The organism is Cryobacterium sp. Hh38 (genome assembly GCF_004403235.1).
Lineage (GTDB): Bacteria > Actinomycetota > Actinomycetes > Actinomycetales > Microbacteriaceae > Cryobacterium > Cryobacterium levicorallinum.
Genome location: NZ_SOHD01000042.1, coordinates 411,721 through 429,766, shown reverse-complemented (window position 1 = coordinate 429,766; position 18,046 = coordinate 411,721). Strand labels below are relative to the sequence as shown.

Here is an 18,046-nt window from a genome sequence, read left to right as displayed (position 1 = left end):
GTTCCCCTATCGGGCCTCTCGCGTCCGACGTCGACGCCACTGTCTTCACGCGATTGTGTGCCCGCTGAGCGTCCCTCTTTCGGGTGCCGTGATCACGGCGATAATGATCGTTAGCGGTTCGGCACTCCAAATGTGCCCGTTCCTCTGAGGAACGCAACCGTCGAGGGGCTGATGGCCATCAGCGGAACTCCTGGGACAATTTACGGATGACCAAGCAATCCTTCCGCGCTCGCATCGCCGCAGGGCGGCGTCACTCTGTTGGCCTGACCGCGGAGGGGTTGGTGCTGACCGCGGGCATCCCGAAGGCGGAAGAGCGTTGCGTCGAGGGGTGGAGCGGCATCGTCGCTGTCGCAGTCGGGAACGTGCACACGGCGTCCAACACCGGGCGATCCCACACGGTGGGGTTGCGTGAGAATGGCACCGTCCTCGCGACCGGCTGGAACAACGACGGACAGTGCGATGTCGACGACTGGACGGACGTCATTTGTATGGCTGCTGGTTGGCGACGCACTCTCGCGCTCGTCGCAGACGGGACAGCTCGAGCGGCTGGTCGACGGAACGAAGGGGCGTGCGATGTTGATGAGTGGAACGACCTGGTCGCCGTTGCAGCGGGCGACTGGCACTCCGTCGGGCTCCGGAGAGACGGCACGGCCGTAGCTGTGGGAAACAACCGCAGGGGACAGTGCGAGGTGACCGGATGGCACGATCTGCATGCGGTGGCGGCGGGATGTCTGCATACCGTTGCCCTCACCAGGGACGGGCATGTGATCGCGACGGGAGACCGAACGTCCGGCGTCGAGGATGTCGCTGTGTGGCGCGATGTCGTAGCTGTGGCCGCGGGCAGTTATCACACGGTTGCCGTTGTGGCAGGGGGCCGGGTTCTCGCTGTCGGCGACAACAGTCGCGGGCAGTGTGATGTCGCCTCTTGGCGTGACGTTGTGGCGGTTGCGGCGGGTTCTGTGCACACGCTTGGGCTTCGCGCCGATGGGTCTGTGTTGGCCGCCGGCAACAACGATGACGGGCAGTGCGACACTGCGGGTTGGCACCTCGCCGCGACCGGCTGACGGGAAACCCATCCTGCTTCGAGCACAGTCCCGTTTGCCGTTGGTCGAGCGGGACGCGCTACTTGCTACCTGATTCCGGTGGCCGAGCGGTCCTCGTCAAGCAGAGAGAGCTGCCGTAGGGGATACTGCATTTATGGGGAAGAGGAAAGAGTCGTTCGCGTGGTGGTCAGTTATTGTGATCGTGGCCCTCGCGATGGGGTTTGGCGTGTTTTTACTCGCAGAGGCCTCGTCCATGCAGACCGTGTTGGCCGGAGGCGTTCTCGTCCTCGTCGCACTCACCGCGGTTTTCAAGGCCGTGCTGAGCTTGCGAAGGTTGTCGCGATCAACCGGGTGGTTTTCCGCGCAATGACTAAGCCGATGGACGTCTTTCGGCGTTGCGGACGGAATTGACATGACCGCCACACTGGTTGCGCATCTTTTCGGGACAGAGACAGCGGCGGCGGTGGTCGGCGCTGCCGAGCTAGAGATTCAAACGGACCCCCACTAGGATCCCTTCGCTACGGCAAACGGATTGTTCTGACGTCAGCCGCCCCGTTTGGGGTTCGGCTTACGGCGAGAGTGTGGCCCTTTTATTTCGTGAAGTCAGCACGACGAACGTGCGGATGGATGGAGTACCCACCCGCGGTTGTTCGCTTTCGTAATCGACTTGCCGTGAGCAGGCACGACTGCAGGGGCAGGCTGTGTTCGACGTGGTGGGCCTTACGGCGAATGCCCTCAATTACGTTCTTGTACCAATACTTGAATTGTGCGGCGGAATCAGGCGACGTTGGTGAATCATGAGGGAATGAACCAGAAACGCAATGCGGCTCGCCTACTCGGAGCGATCGTCGTCGCGTTGCTTCTCGCTGGGTGCCAGCAAACCGGTCCTGGAAATGAGATCGGTGCAGGTGAGCCTGATGCTGTCCTGACTGGCGAGACCGCGACGTGGCAACTTGGCAACTCCATGAATCTGGGCCCGGACAGCACAAGTATCGAGGTCGAAGTTACCCGCCTGGGCTGCGCCTCCGGTGTCACCGGTGTCACACTCACCCCTATCGTGACGTACACACCAGAACAAATCGCGATCCGGATTGACGTTGAACCTTTCGATGGGGACGGGGCTGAGTGCCCAGGGAATGATGCCGTCCCCGTAGTCGTCCAGCTCGACCAACCGCTCGGGGAGCGCACCCTGATCGACGGCGGATGCCTGCGCAGCGATGCCGCCAATACCGTTACTTGCGAATCCGATCTGCGGTGGCCAGCGTGACACCGATCGAGTGCAGCGCTGCGATCCTGTCGCGAGACGTCTAGCAACCTCGGATCATCGAATTCCTCTGGATCACAGACTTAACGTTGCGACCACAGAAGCAATACCACGACCACCACGTAGACCTGTCGTCCCGTAGGACGTTCCCAAGTGACACGGCAGCGGCTCGCGGCCGCCGGGTGGTTTGGTCTCAGCTCTGTCGCGCTGGCCGTCCGTCTTGCGGGCAGTGAATATAGCCGTGGGGTGACGACGAGTGTCGCAAGCGTCGAGGTCAGCGAAGGTGCCTGAAATACCGTTCTGGATCATCCAAGAACGATCGCCAATTCCGGACCAGGTCGAGGTCATCCCAGACGCAGCGCCGGTATCCCCATGGCCCGACCTCGTAGATCTCCGCACCGGGGATTGAGGCCAGAATCGGTGAATGAGTGGACAGAATCACCTGAGATCCACCTGCGGCAACGATATCGCGGAGATCGCTGAGCAGAGCGAGCGATCCGGTGAACGAGAGCGCTGATTCCGGCTCATCGAGGATCCACAGGCCCGGGTAGCGAGACCGGGCAGCCACAAGGTCGAGGAACGATTCGCCGTGCGAGCGCTCGTGGAATACGGGGTCGTTTCCGCCGGGGTTGTCCTCCAGATAGGTGAAGAACCCGTGCATCGTTTCCGCGCGGAGGAAGAAGCCGCCCCGGCCCGCGCCGAGACCACGGTTCAACCGCAGGTGGTCGGCGAGGGTGGACTCGGACCTGCGGGTGGTGTGTCTGGAGCCGGTCGATCCTCCTTCCGGTCCCATGCCGTAGGCACCTGCGATGGCCTCAACGAGAGTCGATTTGCCGACTCCGTTGTCGCCGACGAATACGGTCACCGGGCCCAGTTCGAGACCATCATCGAGGAGCTGCGTGATCGGGGCCAGCGTCGCGGGCCACACATCCCGAGGCAGAAATGGCGCGTCGGGATCCTGGCTCACTGAGCGCAACGGAGGCTCGTTTCTCGACATGCGATCATTCTGCCTGAACTGGCAATGGGAACAGTTAGACCAACCGTTCAGGGTTCCCCCGAGAAGCAGTTCAAAACGGAGTTCGGGCAAGTGCGGCAGTGTGGCGGCGGTCCGGAGTTGTGGGAATGTTGACGAATGGGGGAATCTAGTTTCGGGTGTCGACGGCGAAGCACTGGTTCAGGTCGTTCACGGTGAGCGCCCGTGGAGCAGTCGGCTCGATGATGGCGGCGACTCTGGTTTCCAGGGCGCTGGGCTTTGCGAAGGCCATTTTGCTGGTCGCTGCCATCGGCGGAACCAGCACGGCCGTCGCGGGTCAAACGTTTGAAATCGCGAACTCGGCGCCGACCTATCTGTTCGCCTTGATCGCCGGCGGCGTCCTCGGCGCCGTACTTGTTCCCCAGATTGTTCGGAACCTGCACGCGGGCTCCTCGGGTCAGGAAGACACTGACCGCCTTCTGACGATCATCCTGATCGGCGGGGCCGGCGCCACGGTCGTTCTTACCTTGTGTGCGCCGGGCATCGTCTGGATCTACGCCACGACGTGGTCCGCGCCGTGGCTAGGACTTGCCACGTCGATGGCGTATTGGTGCCTGCCGCAAATTTTCTTTCTCATCACCTTCGCCGTCTTGTCGCAGGTGTTGAACGCGCGCGGCGTGTTCGGTGCCCCAGCCTGGGCACCTGCAATCTCGAACGTCGTTGGCATCGGCGGCATCCTGGTGTTCCTCGTCGCTTTGCCCTCCGGACTGGGTGACGCTGGTACGTGGACCCCACTGATGATCGCGGTCCTCAGCGGGGCCGCCACCTTGGCCATCGCCGTCCAGTCCTTTTTGCTGCTGATTCCGCTGCGTCGCATCGGTTTCCGTCTGCGCTTCCGATGGGGCTTTGCCGGTCTCGGCCACATGTCCCCGCTAGCCGGCTGGACTCTGAGCGGGGTGTTCGCCAGTCAAGTTGCCTACCTGCTGACGGCGAACGTAGCCAGCAGCGCCGGAGAGTCACTCAACCAATTGGGCATCGACGGGCCAAGCCTGAACTCCCTCTCGATCGCATACCTGCTAATGCTTCTGCCCCATGGAATTGTGACCGTGTCATTGACCACGGCCCTCTACACACGCATGAGCGGGGCGGCCGCACGCAACAACTTCGCTGAAGTCGAGTCCCTCTCCAATCTCGCGCTTCGACCTGTCGCGTATGTGTCACTCGCCGCCGCGGCAGTATTCCTCGCTGTCGGGCCGATTCTGACCGAGGCGATCTTCGGCACGCCCCTCATCGGCCACCTCTTGCAGGTGCTGGCGGTCGGCCTCGTCGGCTTCAGCCAGGCCTACGTCCTCAACCGGACATCTTTCACGCTGCAAGACGCCCGAGGCCCGTTCATCACACAACTCACCATCGCCGTGCTATCTGCAGCCGGTGCGCTGGCAGCGGCGATCCTGCTGCCCCCGCAGCTGACCGTGATCGGAATCGCCGCCGGCATCTCGATCGCAAACATTGCCGGATGGTCGACAGCTCACGTCCTACTCCGACGAACTTTCCGAAAACGCGGACACGAATCCGAGCCGGCCGCGGTGTGGGGTCTGACCCGGCTCTTGGCCACGGCAATGATCAGCGCCGCAGCCGGGCTGGCCACGACGACTATCATCGGCACGCCAGCCAGCTTCATCGGAAGGGCCCTGATTTTCCTTCTCGCCGCCTTGATCGTCAGCGGGGTGTTTGTTGGGATCAGTTGGCTCTTGGGCGACCGTACAATCAAAGATCTCCGGCGGTAGCCGCAGCAAGAACTGTTTCCGCGATCCGACCGCCATTCTCGGATGCGTAAGCTTCCATCGGGAATCCCGTTGAGGGTTCCCAAGTGACACGGCAGCGGCTCGCGGCCGCCGGGTGGTTTGGTCTCAGCTCTGTCGCGCTGGCCGTCCGGCTTGCGGGCACTTCGGCAAGAGGGCGCGCTATTTCGTCGGCAGTCGAGAGATTAACCGTCACTCTGACAAACTGTGCTGGTGACCGGGGATATACAGATAGTCCAATTCAACGATCCGCGAGTGCAGCATCTAACGGAGGCTGGGTACGTCGTTGTCGGCGAATCGTGGGGTGCCCGCCTGCGCCTCAGCGATCCACCCGACCTGTCAGCACTGAACGCGGCCATCGTCGCGGCGAAGGAGCAAGGCTTCCTAATTCAGGAACTCGACGCCAGCTGGGCCCGTCAGGTCACTGCACTGGAAGCCCTGAACCACTCCGATTATCCATACACGCCAGCGACAGAAGTGCCACACCGCGACGAGTCCGACGTGCTCGAACTCTGGAGATGCGGCTGCCGCCTCTTTGGCGCCATCGATGACGGACAACTCGTGGCATCCAGCGTCATCAGCCTGACCACCGCGCGCGGAGAAACCGAATTCACGTCCGTCCACCCTTCGTACCGCCGCAGGGGGCTTGCCGTTGCGGTTAAGGCGGCGTCGATTATGGCGTTGGTCGACGACGGCGTCAGGATCTTCGGCACGGGTGGCGCTCAGGTCAACACCGGAAGCATCCGCATGAACGAACATCTCGGCTACGCCATCGAGGAACGATGGCTCAGCCTCACGATGCCGCAATAGTACGGAATCAGAGTACCCGGTAGGGGTTCGGCTTACGGGGGCGCGGGGCTGGACTTTTTTGCGAGGGTGAGCGCACGCTTCAGCAAGACTGCGATCAGTAGGATTTATCCATGCAGCTGGGTGTTGGCACGAGAGCGTCTGTGACGTTGGAGCCTGTTCGATATGAGTTTGCGACCCCTGCGGGCGATGAGTGGGATGACAATTGGCTGGTCATCAGCGGGGACGTATCGGCGCCTGACGCGGCGTGGCAGTTTGCCGTTCCGTGTTTGACGACGTTCGAAGCGAAGCGCATTTCGGCCTGGCTGCGCAGCGTGGCCAATGGCGACATCGCCGTAAGCGTCATTGGAAACGCCGGTGTTGTGCCGTCGCTCGAATTTACCGAACCGAATCTTGCGTTCAGCGTTGGCAGTTATCAGGGCGTGTCGATATCGGTCAGGGTGCACTTTGCGCTTGAAAGTATGCCTATCGGTCAGAGTGGCGATGACCGTGATCAGTTTTGGTTCGAGATCGCAGTGACGGCTGCAGATCTTGACTCATCGGCCGATGAGTGGGACGAGGCGCTGTCAGCCTTTCCGGACCGCTAAGCGTTCCCGGGCGGCGATGCCGCTATTCTGCGGCAATAGAGCACCGCCACTCTTCTTCAATAGCCACAGGTGTGGGCGGGAAAATTCGGCTGCGTCAGCCGACGGCGATGAGTGTCGACCATGCGACATCGATCACGCAGAGACTATCGTCGGTTTCGCGGTAAAAGACGTCGCCGGGATGAGTGTCACCGGGAGTAGCCCCCTCGGGAAGACCCTCCAGGTTGATGTTCCACTGCGGATCGAGTGGTACTTGTTCATCCCAGTAGTCGGCAACGAACCGTTCCGGCTCGCCTGCGGAGCGGCCTTCCCAATCTTTTGCCGTGCCGAGGTCAGCTTCGGCGTCTTCGCAGACGAGATCGGATGTTCCGCCAGAAGCGAGGTCTTTGATGAGGTTCTCGGTAGTTTGGATAACCTAAGCACCGTCGTTCCCCCAAATTAGCGTGTCTACGGAGCATCCGCTCAAGACCAATGCGCACACAGTTGCGAATCCGGCAAGAGCGAGGGCGCAACGAGGCTTCATGCCTTGAGGCTACAAGTGGCCTTGCCCCCGGTTAGTGGACACGGGTTAAGCGGCGAGTTGAACTTCCGCGGTCTGTGACGAGTATTGCGGNGGCCGCCGGCAACAACGATGACGGGCAGTGCGACACTGCGGGTTGGCACCTCGCCGCGACCGGCTGACGGGAAACCCATCCTGCTTCGAGCACAGTCCCGTTTGCCGTTCCCTTTACGGGAATTGAGGTTCGTCGGTGGCTGGCGCGAGGTGTGGACGCGAGTACGGACATCTGTGCAGACGAATTCGAAAAATGACACCGATCAGTTTCGTCATTTCTGCTCTCGGGGTGTCTCATAACCAGTGGTGGGTACCACGGTTCAGGCATGCGGTTATGCGACGTAGTTATGAGAATCGGCGCGTCGCACGATTCAGGCGAACGTGGTGGAAGTTGAGACATGGGCGTGAGACGTCTTGTATCCCATGGGTGGAAAGACGTTTGCCGCGATAAATGGTGGTCGCTCACCGGGCGTTGGAACCGTCGATCGTGGCTGTCTTGTCCGGACGTCGTTCCATGTGCGTCCAGGAACCGCCCGTGAGCGGGCTCAGGGTGGCGAGTGTGTAAACGACTGCGATGATGCCGAAAGCTAGTGGTAGGCCGATCGTGTCGGCGGCGATGCCCCCGAGTAGAGCACCGAACGGCACACCAGCCCAGGCGCCGGCATTGATGAGGCCGAAAACTCGGCCGCGCATGTGTTCGGGGACGCGTTCGAGCTCAACGGTCCCGAGAATTGGATTGATCGCTCCCGCTGCGAGGCCGGAGAGCGCGGTCATTGCGACGAGGACTGGTAGGGGTGCACCGACGGCGAAGGCGGCGCTGGATGGCCCGCCAGCTAGCGCGAAGCACACTGCCAAAGTAATGCGCCGGGGAACACGGTGTGCGACGAAGCCGAAGGCAATATTGCCGACCAGCGCGCAACCGCCCATCACTGCGACGAGTAGGCCCAGCGCGGCAGCGCCGTCTAACCGATCGTTGGCGTAAAGAGGCATCAGGGTTGACCCGCGGGCGGCATCGAGGAGATTGGTGAAGAGAACGAGCCCGACGATCAGTCTCATCAGAGGGTCTCGGATGACGAATCGAAATCCCTCGGCGAGGTCCGACCAGTAGGACGCGTGGGGAGGGTCGGCGTCGTTGCCGGTTTCAGGCTGGTCGAGCAAGGCTGGCACGGCGGCCACGAATGTCCAAGTGAGCAGAGCCGAAACTGCGAACGTGGCAGCGTTGACGAAGAGGGCCGCGATCGGTCCTACGGATGCCACAAGTAGTCCAGCGATTGAGGCGCCGATCAGCTTGGCGAACCGCTCGGAACCGTCGAGTAGGCCAACACTTTGCTCGAGTCGCACACCCGCGCGAGCCGTCAGTTTGGGCAGCATGACGCGTCGGGCAGTCTGTCCGGGAGTGTCGAGCAGTCCGCCTGCGAATACCAGAAGGAGAAGCGACCAAAACGGCAGCCCGACAGTCAGCGCCAGTACCGGAATGGCCAGAACGGCCGCTCCGCTGACGAGGTCTGCGACGATTGATGCCCGGCGATGGCCGACTCTGTCAACGACGACGCCGCCGAGTGCCCCGCCGACGACCACCGGTACGGTTGCGAAGAACGCGGCGATTCCCACATCAAAGCCTGACCCGCCGAGGCCGAGGACGTAGAAAGGGACGGCGAATGCCGTGACCACATTGCCGGTTTGCGAGATAGCGTGTGCGGCTAGGAGTGCTGAGAGGGAGGCGGTGGCGCGGCGGTCGCGAAGACGATGATCCGCGTTGTTCTTCGTCATTGGCGGGCTGACTCAGGGCCGGCGATAGGCCTGGTACACAAGGACCACGGGTTCGGCGCCATCGGCGGTAGCCGTGTCGTGGGCGGCACTCGTGTCGAGCCACCGGTCAACGAGGATTTCCAGCTCGGCTCGCATAGCGGTGAGTTCATCGACGGTGAGGCGCAGGCTGCGGTCGCTACTGGCGCCGGCGGCGACCCATTCACGTGGCAGGGTGGGCGCCGCGTCGATGTAGTCGGTGAAACGAGTGGCGTACGCCTGAGCGATCGACTTTTGCAGGGTGGAAGATGCAGCGAGCTTGTCGGGATCCTCCAGCAAGTCGGCGGGCTCCCAACTCGTGAGCAAGGTAGTGGCCTTCCACCAGCGTTCACGCTGGTCGGCGCTCTGTACGGCAGCGGGCTCTATCAGAGCGAACGACGCAAGCTTGCCAAGGTGATAACTAATGGTGCCAGGGGCTTCGTCTACGACGTCACCAAGTTGGGTGGCAGTTTGCGGCCCGCGCTCGCGCAACAGACCGAGAAGACGCAGACGCGTTGGATGAGCGAGTACGCGCATCGACGCAGCCGAAGTGAGCGTGGTACGCAAGGTATCGCGAGGTGTCATGAGAACGACCATATACAAACAACAGTTATTGCGCAACACTTATTGTCTAATGACTACTGAACTTCCCCAACACCACATAGCGATCACAAGATGCCGCCAAAGAGCGCCAAAGTCACAGTACGGGGTCGCCAAGTGAGCCGTCCCGTAGGAGGTTCCTCGAAGGCAACAACGTCTAGGACGAAACCACGCGCATGGAACTTGGCGGCGTGGGTCGCCTGGATGTCGACCGGGCGATTGGAGTTGCAGGGCATCTTCGTTCCGAGTCCGGTCACTGCAATAGGATCCAGTCAAGGCTTGGCGGTTATCCAGGCATTGGGGGCGATGTGGGGCGGGCACGGCGCTTATGGATCCGCAGAGTCGTTAAGCGGTCGGGTCTTTGGGCGTGATTTCTCCCGGTGGTACGAGCGGATCACCTTCGATTAGCGTGACCCGAGCTGGGCTCTTGGCCGCGGCTTTGCTGGGGTTGGAGCTTGTCGCGGGCATGCAGGCTTACCTGCTGAACACCGTGATGCCCGTCATTGGTTCGGACCTCGACGCGAAGGACTTCTATGGTGTGATCGTGGGCTCGGCGCAGATCGCCATGTTCCTAACGATGCCCTTGGGCCCGTACTTGCTCCAGCGTTTTCGGGTGGATCGGCTGCTCGTTCGTCTGAGTTGGCTCACGGTCGCCGGCAGCGTGTCGAGTGCCGTAGCTCCGAACGTCGGTGTCTTCGTTGCCGGTCGGGTCGCCTCTGGCCTGGGCGCTGGAGCTTTGGCGACCGTGTCCTTGGCGGCAATCGTGTCAGTTCTACCTGCCGGGTGGCGCCGCGCGGTTCTCGCCGGTTTCAGCGTGACCTGGGTATTCGCCTCACTCGCCGGCCCTCTGTACGCCGCGTGGGTGACCTCTGTTGCGAGTTGGCGCTGGGCGCTCGTGCTCTACCTCCCGCTCCTCATCGCGGCGCGAATCGTGGCTGCTCGCCAGCTGAGGGGCACCATGCAACCGGGAACCGATAAGGAGCCGTTGACGCTCGGCTCCGCCGGAATGCTCGCGGGCGGCGTTGCTTTACTCTCCCTCGTGGGCCTGCAGGCAGTGCCCTCCGCCGTAGCTGTCACCATGGGTGCCATCGGGGCCGTCGCCGTGATCTTTGCCGCACGCCGGCTTCTGCCCCCGGGAACCCTGAGCGCGCGAGCCGGCCGCCCTGCGGCACTGGCCACGATGGGGCTCCTGGCGGGTGTGTATTTCGGTGCCCAAGCGATCATGTCGATCATCGTTCAAGATCTGCTCGGGGGAACCACCGGACAAGCTGCGCTGGTACTCGCCGGCAGTGGCATGGGATGGGCGCTCGCGGGTTTGGCAGCAAGTCGATGGCCCCCACGGACGTCCCGAGCATACGTCTGCCGCGCAGCGGTAGGGGGTTCCCTGATTGGCTTGGGGCTGTTGGGGACCGGAGCCGTCATTCTCACGGACGACGCTCTGCCGCGCATCACTGTGGTCCTTCTCGGGTGGACGCTCGCGGGCATTGGTATGGGGCTGGTCTATCTCGACACCCTCAACAAAATCGTAGATGTGCCACCGGAGGTGGATGGCGTCACTGTTCCGCGGGCGGCTGCGGCGACAATCTTGGTCGAAGCGATCGCGACAGCGGTTGCCGCCACACTGGCGAGTGCTGTCGTGGGGCGGGCCGTTGCGGGCGGGCAGGACGCGAATCCAGCAGTAGTCATTCTCGCCGTCACCGGTGCGGGCGCCCTCTCATTGGTGTGGTTGGCCCGCCGCACGGCGATGGTTCATGTGGTGCGATGATCGCCTGCTCTGATTCACCTTGAATCGGCCACCAAGCCCAACCACCATCCCCACAGGACTCGAAGCTCGATCGTCCCGTAGAGGGTTGCCCTTCCGAGTCGCAACCGGACGCCGCCCTCGATATTTTCAAGCGACGGCGTGCGGATGTGTCCAGCCGGAGGTCACCCCATAATGTCAACTTGGCCTTGACGGTAGGCTGAATGTCAATGTAGCCTTGACGCATGAACTCATTAACAAAGATTCGCATTGCGCGAACCGCCCTCTGGGCCCTCCTGGCTTTTGGCATCTGCTTGCTATTGTTTGCGACATTCATAGGCGCTGGGCTCCCCAGCTTCATCGTGGGCGTAGCCGGTTGGATCGCTCTAATTGCTGGCCTAATTGGACTCGTCTCATTTTTCATCCAGAAGTCCAAAGCAGCTTCGCGATCGGATTCCTGGCGCCCAGCGGACGACGACGAACGATGACCGGAGCAGCCGACGCTGCCTTGTCGGTACAGTTGTCCAAAATTGCAGCCGACAGAGGAGTAGCCCTCAGTAACCGTGACGAGGATCAATCCCCTGACTTCCTATTGCACTCGGTCACTGTCTTCGGGGACCTGGCACGCGTTGCTGCGCAGCTGCAATCTGAAGCCGTGGCATCAGCCCAGGAATCGGGACTGAGTTGGGCGAAGATTGGCAAAGCCCTAGGAACGTCCCGGCAGGCAGCCCAGCAGCGTTTCGATAGCCGTCGCAACACCCCCGTTGCTAACACCGAAGCCACTCGGATTGTGGGTCCAGTATCGCGCGCCGAGGAAGTCGACCACATAAACGCGGCTGGGCGACGGGGCTGGAAGTTAGTCCGGTCCCTGCACGGCGAACATGTTCTCGAACGGGATGAAGGCTCATGGGAGGTCGCACGCGTCTCCATCTTTTCACCGCGCGCTTTGCCCTCGGCCGCCGACGGATGGGAGGCCGCCTCGACTCGGTTCCCTGACTGTTTCTATATTCGGCAGCAGGGTCGCTAAACGGACTCTCTCTTTTTCCGTGCCGTACCCGTCCCGTAGCAGGTCCCGCTTGCGGGCACGGCCTTGGACGCCCGGTATCTGTCATAAATCGCCTGCGACTCTGTGCTGATTAGCTTTCTGTGTGGCGGCAAGGTCATGCGTGCCGAGGCCAGCGAGTATCCCGATGACGATCTTTCATTCTGAGAACGGGTGCTTCGATGGCGTAGTAAGTGGTCGCAGCGAGGAGCAGGGTGAGAGACAAAATTAGTGCGATGTTAGTGAAAAGTCCCCAGTAAGTCGTGCTCGATCGCGAGGACGACGGCACGGTGGAGATCGGGTCGCGCGAAGGGTTTGGCGGTCCGCAGCCGACGATCATCCTCAGTCGTGAGGACGAGCCGGAAAAGGGCAAGTCCCGGCTGCACATCGACGTCAACGCCACCGACCGCGATCAGGACGCCGAGCTCGAACGCCTCCTGAAGCTCGGTGCGCGCCCTGCCGACATAGGCCAGACCGGGGAGGAGCAGTGGCATGTCCTGGCCGACCCCGAAGGCAATGAATTCTGCCTGCTCAAGACCCGCCTGGATCCACTCTGATGCTCATCGGTCACACCTCGACGTCAAAGTTGTACTCGTTAGAGACTCACTGAGTTTTACATCGGCCAGTTCAGGAAGCTGCCCGGTTTAGCGAAGAAAGCCTATCGGATGAGCCAGGAGTCCGATAGGCCCATCAGAATGTGGGTTGCTAATTGTGAAAAAATCACGATCGTCTGTTCTCTCTGAGCTGCCTATGAACAGATGCGCCCAATGGTACAAATGCGAGAAAAAGCAGTGCCGCAAGATAGATCGGGGAAAGCCCTAAACCAAAAAGAACGGAAGCAAGGACGTAGCTCACTAAATTCACGAACAGTGTGGACTGATTAGCCCAGCCCCACACTAGTTTGGGGTCGATATTGTTGGTTTGTGACCACGCGTCCACCGAGGTCCTTACCCAGCCAGAAAGGGTTGCTGCCGACAGTCCCGCGATGAAGAAGCCAAGATATGGCCCAAAAGTGGGTAATACCATCCACACGAGGAGCCCAAAGGCATATCCCACCACCGCGAGTCTTGGTCTGAGTGGTTTGGCCTCAGAAAATAGGGAGGCGATAAGTACCAACAAGCCACCAGCGCCGAAACATGCCAAGATCCAGCCAAACTCGGCTTCAGATACCTGAAGTATGGTGAAACTAAACGGTGTTTCAAGTGCGTTCAACAATGCCCCCACGAGAAGCAAGAAGATCCAGGCAGTCAACGCCGGGAAACCCCAGGCGTGCCGATTCGCCAACCCTGGCGCAAGAGCTAGAGCACGGGGTGACGGCAAACCACTCCACCATTGACTTGTTGGCGGGTTACCACTCTTTGGCGACTGGACCCCTTTTGTCATCAGCATCCAGAGACTGACAGCTACGAAGTTTGCGGCGTCAAGTAAGAACAAGTAGGCCGGCCCGGCGGCGGCCAGCAGTAAACCCCCTACAGCCGGTGAGATCACGACCGCAATAGAACCTGCTGCACCGACCCCCGTCAACGTCGATTGTCGTTGGGGCTGAGGAACGGACTCCACAAGAAGCGCCATATACAGCGGATTGAGAACCGCACGAATCATCATCGAAATGGCTACATAAGCAAGAATCGCAGCAAAATAGTGATACGTAAATGCTATTCCCAGGGTGATTCCGGCCAGAGTAACTTGTCCAAGTATCCAGGCTCGTCGGGTGTACCTAACAGGAATCCGGTCACTGATTGAGCGGGCCGCAAGCAGTGCCGGTACGGTTTGCGCTAGGAATATCAGAGCACTTGCTGCTGAGCCATATGTTTGCTGTGCAAACACGATGACCGAGAGAAAAGTCAGCCAGTTGCCGAATTGATTAACCGCAGCAATCCCAATAAATGTTCGCTTATCAGACACCCCTTGTTTCTCGCTACTTTGCATCGTTTTCACCGCTATTTAGTTTTACACAACCAGTGATTGTGTTGCGCGTTCTATCTCCAGCACGTACCTGTAAGGGTTGTACATGGTGGGAGGTGGGGGACCTCAGGATCACGAGCCGATTGGATACAGGCACGATATACCGACACAGGGCCTGCGAGGCTGTCATTGCGCAACCGCGGCTGCCTGAATGCGGGTTGATTGTTGCTTTTTCTGCGCCACGTGACATCTCCCAATCACTAACAATCAGTCCCCGACTCACGAAGTTTTCCACTCCTCGTACAAGTAGACGCTGAAAGCGGCTTGCTTGGAGAAGCCACCATTGTCATACCAGTCTGTTACCGATTCTGGCAGGAATGGCCACCGATTACTAGAGAAAAGGATTTGGCTCGTCGGCACATGCGGCACAAGTGGGCTACAGGTGGCTCCCTTATAAAGGGATGTAAAAAGCTTGGGAGGTCGTCAAACTCGCTCACCGTAATCTGACGCCCTGGACCACGCATAATCGGGTCGTCGAAAAGAGGTTTAATAAGAAATGACTCTCCCGTCCCAGTCCACTGTGACACGCTCCTGCTACCCGCCGCGTATGCCGACTTTGAAGCAGAGCATATGAGCCCCATCGTTTTCAACACGTGGAACGACAACATGCAAATCATGGCTGAGAATGACGGGCTCGTGTGCGAACAAGGTGTGCCCAACAGCGGCCAGGTCGCTGTTCTTGCCGTGCTTAAGATGACAGCTGAGCAATGGGAGGTCAAGAAGGCCGACCTGATTAGTCTTGGAGCGTCTGAAGCCAACGAGCCCGTCAGCAGATATCTGCTGGAGCCCGAAGTCAATATCAACGTTTCTCGGGGCAGATTTGTATACGAGGACGGAATAGTGCACTACGTGAGCAGTACTTACCTCGCGCCGTGGATTCGGTAGACACATAAAAATAAGAAACAGGGCAAGGTCTCCTACCCATCTGCAAGAGTCCGCTAACGTGGGCGCGGTAATTGGATTCAATTTCCGGCCGTCCCACAGGGGGTTCCAGTTACGGGACGGTTTGGAAGTGCTCGACCAATGGGAACGGTTCATAGAAGTGGTGCAGTAGGGCACGCCATTCTTGGTACTGGACGGATTGCCTGAAGCCGATTGTGTGGTCGTCTAGTTGATCCCACTCAACGAGCAAGAGATATGTGCTCGGAGACTCAATCGAACGGGACAGCATCAGGCTGCGACATCCAGGAATTGACGAAATGATCGCCCGCGCCTTGGCGAACGCGAGCTCGAATTCAACTTCACGACCGGGAATCACGGGCAAGAGGGCATGTTCTGTTATCACGTGAACAGTGTCCCATCCAGGGTCCGGCGCATTCAACCGGGCGTTGTGCTACGTCGCTGGCAGCGTGGAGGTCGTGAGGGACCGGATGTAGGCGGCGTTGCCGCGGATGGATGGCTTATACCGTTCAATATCTGGCGACTCGACACCCTCAGCAACCACTTCGAGCAATGAAGCGACAGCCTCATCGAAGCGGCTGGAAGCATGAAGGGAGATCGCTTGGAACACCGCCAGCGATGGCGAATCCGGGAAGTCTTGTCGGGCACGCTCGAAGACTTCCACCGACCTAGCGAACTCGCCGAGATTCCGCAGCGTGGATCCGTACTGGACGTAGCATCGGCGCAGCAGATCACCCGAGAGACCAGCCTGAAGGGCTTGCTCGTAGAACGATCGCGCGGTCTGCTCCTCGCCGGCAGTGTCGTAAGCGCCACCCACTTCGTACAGCACGCGAGCGTCAGCCGGGTGTTCCGCCACAATTACTAGCAGCGCATCGATTGTGGGCTGCATGTTATTTCGATCGCGAACAGTGAAGATCCGGTCGAGCTCCTCATCAAGTGTCATCCGTCCATTGTGCCCTCACCACGGTTGTCCGCCGGGGGTTCCTCTTTGGGTTCCGGGTCCGTTCGCCGTGGCACAGTTGGCAGATGACTGTTGACCCGGGACGCCCAAAGCAGCTCGTCCTGCCTCTGCTGGCGGGGCGAAATGTCACACTGCGCTCGTTTCGCTCGGACGATGCCCCGATGATTCAAGAGGCCTCAGAGGACAACCTGATCCCGACCATCACCAGCGTCCAGCCTGACAACAGTGAGGAAGCCGCACTGGCTTTCATCGAGCGGCAGCACGAACGGCTGCATAGTCGGACGGGGTATTCCTTCGCGATCAGTGACGAGAATGATTTTGCCGTGGGACAAATCGGGTTGTGGCTGGAGCACGAGGATCAAGGCCGTGCGAGCGTGGGTTACTGGATTCGACCCTCAGCTCGAAAGCGTGGATACGCCGCCGACGCGATCGTCACGGTTGTCGGCTGGGCTCGGACTCTCCAGCAGCTACATCGGCTAGAGCTATACGTGGAGCCGTGGAACGAGGGTTCCTGGCGTGCCGCTGAGCGCGCTGGGTTTGAACGCGAGGGCCTCCTGCGCTCATGGCGGCAAGTTGGCGGGGTGCACCGTGACATGTTCATTTACTCCCTGATCATGAATTGAGGTTGGCCCGTCAAGGGTTCGTCCTCGGTCACCGCCACCGCCTTGGCCACCCATCCCCGCGATCCCTATGGGTGGACGACCGCCGTTGCCGTGCTCACGGGCTGGGCCGCTGCCGGAATCGCTGCCGGGTCTATCCTCCTCCGGCACCGAGACGCCTGGCACGATCCGATATGCAACGTGACAGTTGACCGGGCACTCTGCCAAAACTCTGAATTTCGGGTTTGACCCGTTCCCGCGAGGGCAGTTGAGGGTCACACTTGCACGCATGACGAGTATGTCCCGGGCTGCGTTGGTGAGCGGCGCTTTTGTTGAACTAGCTGATGCTCTTGTCGGAGAATATGACGTGCTCGATCTTTTGCGCACCCTGGTTGACCAATGTGTTGTGTTGCTCGACGCCAGCGCAGCGGGCATTCTTCTGGCCGACGCACACGGTAACTTGCAGGTTCTTGCGTCCACCAGCGAGGAGAGCCATATCGTTGATGTCCTGCAACGTGAGGCCGGAGCAGGACCTTGCGTTGACGCGTATCGGTCTGGGAGCGTCGTGACGATAGGCGACCTCGAAGCGGAGGACGGTCGGTACCCGGGTTTTCGGGCTGCGGCGCTGTCTCAGGGTTTTCATTCCGTTCATGCCATTCCGATGCGTTTTCGCCCGCATACCATCGGTGCGTTGGATCTGTTTCGACAGAGCAAAGGGGTGTTGAGTGATGAAGACGCCATGATCGGGCAGGCGTTGGCTGATGTGGCGACGGTGAGTCTTCTGCAGGAGCGCGCGGCTCGAGAGAGTGCGACGGTGACGGAGCGACTCCAGCGTGCGCTGAACAGTCGGGTCGTCATCGAGCAGGCCAAGGGAGTAATCGCCCAGCGCAACAGCATCAATATGGACGAAGCATTCATCCGCCTGCGGGCGCATGCTCGTTCGCACCGGGAGCCGATGCATACCAGTGCCGCCAATGTCATCAACCGCCGCGTCATGATCTAGGCCTGACTGTTCCCAACTACCGCGCTACATCACGACCGTCCGCGCAGCTCCCTTTTGCTTTCGCGGACGTGGGTGGTTGCGTGACGTTGCGAGCTGTACCGTGGGCGATCGGGGTGTGCAGATTGCCCGTTCACTCAATATCAGAGTCGGCCCAGGTAAGGCCGAGGCCGGCGTGTGCCACGGTCAACCACCGATACGTCGTTCCGTCGGCACCGAAATCCTGGGGATCACCCAACCACAGGCCTGACAGGGTGCGGCCAGCATCGCTACGCGGGTTGACGAGCACAGTGGGTAGCTGGCCGAACTGATTTGTGTCCAACGTGACTTTCGTGGACCTCTTGATTATGTTGTGTCCGCGCAACGTAACGATGACGATCTGGCTTGTGAAGGTCACCATGTTCTCCAATCGCCACAGAAGCTGGCC

The 18,046-nt window shown here is 60.4% G+C and carries 16 protein-coding genes and 1 pseudogene; 10 read left to right on the top strand and 7 right to left on the bottom strand.

What is annotated here, in order from left to right; genetic code table 11:
* Nucleotides 1–206 precede the first annotated feature (206 nt).
* Both E3T41_RS16170 and E3T41_RS16165 read left to right on the top strand, forming a co-directional pair.
* Complete coding sequence (locus E3T41_RS16170; protein ID WP_134479369.1) at nt 207–1,064, top strand: chromosome condensation regulator; 858 nt, start codon at nt 207–209, stop codon at nt 1,062–1,064.
* Nucleotides 1,065–1,848: 784 nt separating this feature from the next.
* The gene (locus E3T41_RS16165) at nt 1,849–2,310 is read left to right on the top strand and encodes a hypothetical protein (protein ID WP_134479368.1); all 462 of its coding nucleotides are present in this window, start codon (nt 1,849–1,851) and stop codon (nt 2,308–2,310) included.
* A 271-nt stretch (nt 2,311–2,581) separates the two neighbouring features.
* On the opposite strand, the gene E3T41_RS16160 is transcribed toward E3T41_RS16165, so the two are convergent.
* A complete protein-coding gene (locus tag E3T41_RS16160) occupies nt 2,582–3,304 on the bottom strand; it encodes an AAA family ATPase (protein ID WP_134479367.1) in 723 nt (240 codons plus the stop codon).
* 191 nt (nt 3,305–3,495) lie between these two features.
* Between E3T41_RS16160 and murJ the strand changes: the two genes are divergently transcribed.
* From murJ to E3T41_RS16145, 3 genes are all read left to right on the top strand, one after another.
* A complete protein-coding gene (gene murJ, locus E3T41_RS16155; protein WP_134479366.1) occupies nt 3,496–5,067 on the top strand; it encodes a murein biosynthesis integral membrane protein MurJ in 1,572 nt (523 codons plus the stop codon).
* Between the two features lie 228 nt (nt 5,068–5,295).
* On the top strand, nt 5,296–5,892 hold the full coding sequence (locus tag E3T41_RS16150) for a GNAT family N-acetyltransferase (RefSeq protein ID WP_166791598.1): 597 nt from the start codon (nt 5,296–5,298) through the stop codon (nt 5,890–5,892).
* A gap of 110 nt (nt 5,893–6,002) precedes the next feature.
* Nucleotides 6,003–6,476, top strand: coding sequence for a hypothetical protein (locus E3T41_RS16145; protein ID WP_134479364.1), 474 nt, complete (start codon nt 6,003–6,005; stop codon nt 6,474–6,476).
* A gap of 1,012 nt (nt 6,477–7,488) precedes the next feature.
* On the opposite strand, the gene E3T41_RS16135 is transcribed toward E3T41_RS16145, so the two are convergent.
* Complete coding sequence (locus E3T41_RS16135) at nt 7,489–8,796, bottom strand: MFS transporter (protein WP_134479363.1); 1,308 nt, start codon at nt 8,794–8,796, stop codon at nt 7,489–7,491.
* 12 nt (nt 8,797–8,808) lie between these two features.
* On the bottom strand, nt 8,809–9,396 hold the full coding sequence (locus E3T41_RS16130; protein ID WP_194087759.1) for a helix-turn-helix domain-containing protein: 588 nt from the start codon (nt 9,394–9,396) through the stop codon (nt 8,809–8,811).
* 424 nt (nt 9,397–9,820) lie between these two features.
* Between E3T41_RS16130 and E3T41_RS16125 the strand changes: the two genes are divergently transcribed.
* Together E3T41_RS16125 and E3T41_RS16110 are read left to right on the top strand one after the other, a co-directional pair.
* Nucleotides 9,821–11,176, top strand: a complete 1,356-nt coding sequence (locus E3T41_RS16125) for an MFS transporter (protein WP_134479362.1) — start codon at nt 9,821–9,823, stop codon at nt 11,174–11,176.
* Between the two features lie 1,278 nt (nt 11,177–12,454).
* Nucleotides 12,455–12,751, top strand: a pseudogene (locus tag E3T41_RS16110) (VOC family protein); the annotation flags it as partial.
* 163 nt (nt 12,752–12,914) lie between these two features.
* Here E3T41_RS16110 and E3T41_RS16105 read toward each other — a convergent pair.
* Complete coding sequence (locus E3T41_RS16105) at nt 12,915–14,099, bottom strand: MFS transporter (protein WP_134479360.1); 1,185 nt, start codon at nt 14,097–14,099, stop codon at nt 12,915–12,917.
* A 630-nt stretch (nt 14,100–14,729) separates the two neighbouring features.
* Here E3T41_RS16105 and E3T41_RS16100 point away from each other — a divergent pair.
* The gene (locus tag E3T41_RS16100) at nt 14,730–15,044 is read left to right on the top strand and encodes a hypothetical protein (protein WP_134479359.1); all 315 of its coding nucleotides are present in this window, start codon (nt 14,730–14,732) and stop codon (nt 15,042–15,044) included.
* A gap of 109 nt (nt 15,045–15,153) precedes the next feature.
* On the opposite strand, the gene E3T41_RS16095 is transcribed toward E3T41_RS16100, so the two are convergent.
* The gene (locus E3T41_RS16095; protein ID WP_134479358.1) at nt 15,154–15,444 is read right to left on the bottom strand and encodes an antibiotic biosynthesis monooxygenase; all 291 of its coding nucleotides are present in this window, start codon (nt 15,442–15,444) and stop codon (nt 15,154–15,156) included.
* A gap of 48 nt (nt 15,445–15,492) precedes the next feature.
* A complete protein-coding gene (locus E3T41_RS16090) occupies nt 15,493–16,002 on the bottom strand; it encodes a tetratricopeptide repeat protein (protein WP_134479357.1) in 510 nt (169 codons plus the stop codon).
* A gap of 83 nt (nt 16,003–16,085) precedes the next feature.
* On the opposite strand from E3T41_RS16090, the gene E3T41_RS16085 reads away from it, so the two are divergent.
* Together E3T41_RS16085 and E3T41_RS16080 are read left to right on the top strand one after the other, a co-directional pair.
* Nucleotides 16,086–16,643: a GNAT family N-acetyltransferase gene (locus E3T41_RS16085; protein WP_134479356.1), complete on the top strand. Its 558-nt coding sequence runs from the start codon at nt 16,086–16,088 to the stop codon at nt 16,641–16,643.
* A gap of 265 nt (nt 16,644–16,908) precedes the next feature.
* Nucleotides 16,909–17,622, top strand: coding sequence for a GAF and ANTAR domain-containing protein (locus E3T41_RS16080; RefSeq protein ID WP_134479355.1), 714 nt, complete (start codon nt 16,909–16,911; stop codon nt 17,620–17,622).
* A gap of 130 nt (nt 17,623–17,752) precedes the next feature.
* Here E3T41_RS16080 and E3T41_RS16075 read toward each other — a convergent pair whose 3' ends face one another.
* A complete protein-coding gene (locus tag E3T41_RS16075; RefSeq protein WP_134479354.1) occupies nt 17,753–18,019 on the bottom strand; it encodes a hypothetical protein in 267 nt (88 codons plus the stop codon).
* Nucleotides 18,020–18,046 lie beyond the last annotated feature (27 nt).

What these genes read in the sequence shown, in the direction of transcription:
- E3T41_RS16090 (WP_134479357.1), bottom strand. Translation starts at nt 16,002, where the DNA reads ATGACACTTGATGAGGAGCTCGACCGGATCTTCACTGTTCGCGATCGA.
- E3T41_RS16080 (WP_134479355.1), top strand. Translation starts at nt 16,909, where the DNA reads ATGACGAGTATGTCCCGGGCTGCGTTGGTGAGCGGCGCTTTTGTTGAA.
- E3T41_RS16100 (WP_134479359.1), top strand. Translation starts at nt 14,730, where the DNA reads ATGAGCCCCATCGTTTTCAACACGTGGAACGACAACATGCAAATCATG.
- E3T41_RS16135 (WP_134479363.1), bottom strand. Translation starts at nt 8,796, where the DNA reads ATGACGAAGAACAACGCGGATCATCGTCTTCGCGACCGCCGCGCCACC.
- E3T41_RS16145 (WP_134479364.1), top strand. Translation starts at nt 6,003, where the DNA reads ATGCAGCTGGGTGTTGGCACGAGAGCGTCTGTGACGTTGGAGCCTGTT.
- E3T41_RS16170 (WP_134479369.1), top strand. Translation starts at nt 207, where the DNA reads ATGACCAAGCAATCCTTCCGCGCTCGCATCGCCGCAGGGCGGCGTCAC.
- E3T41_RS16165 (WP_134479368.1), top strand. Translation starts at nt 1,849, where the DNA reads ATGAACCAGAAACGCAATGCGGCTCGCCTACTCGGAGCGATCGTCGTC.
- E3T41_RS16130 (WP_194087759.1), bottom strand. Translation starts at nt 9,396, where the DNA reads ATGACACCTCGCGATACCTTGCGTACCACGCTCACTTCGGCTGCGTCG.
- E3T41_RS16085 (WP_134479356.1), top strand. Translation starts at nt 16,086, where the DNA reads ATGACTGTTGACCCGGGACGCCCAAAGCAGCTCGTCCTGCCTCTGCTG.
- E3T41_RS16075 (WP_134479354.1), bottom strand. Translation starts at nt 18,019, where the DNA reads ATGGTGACCTTCACAAGCCAGATCGTCATCGTTACGTTGCGCGGACAC.
- E3T41_RS16160 (WP_134479367.1), bottom strand. Translation starts at nt 3,304, where the DNA reads ATGTCGAGAAACGAGCCTCCGTTGCGCTCAGTGAGCCAGGATCCCGAC.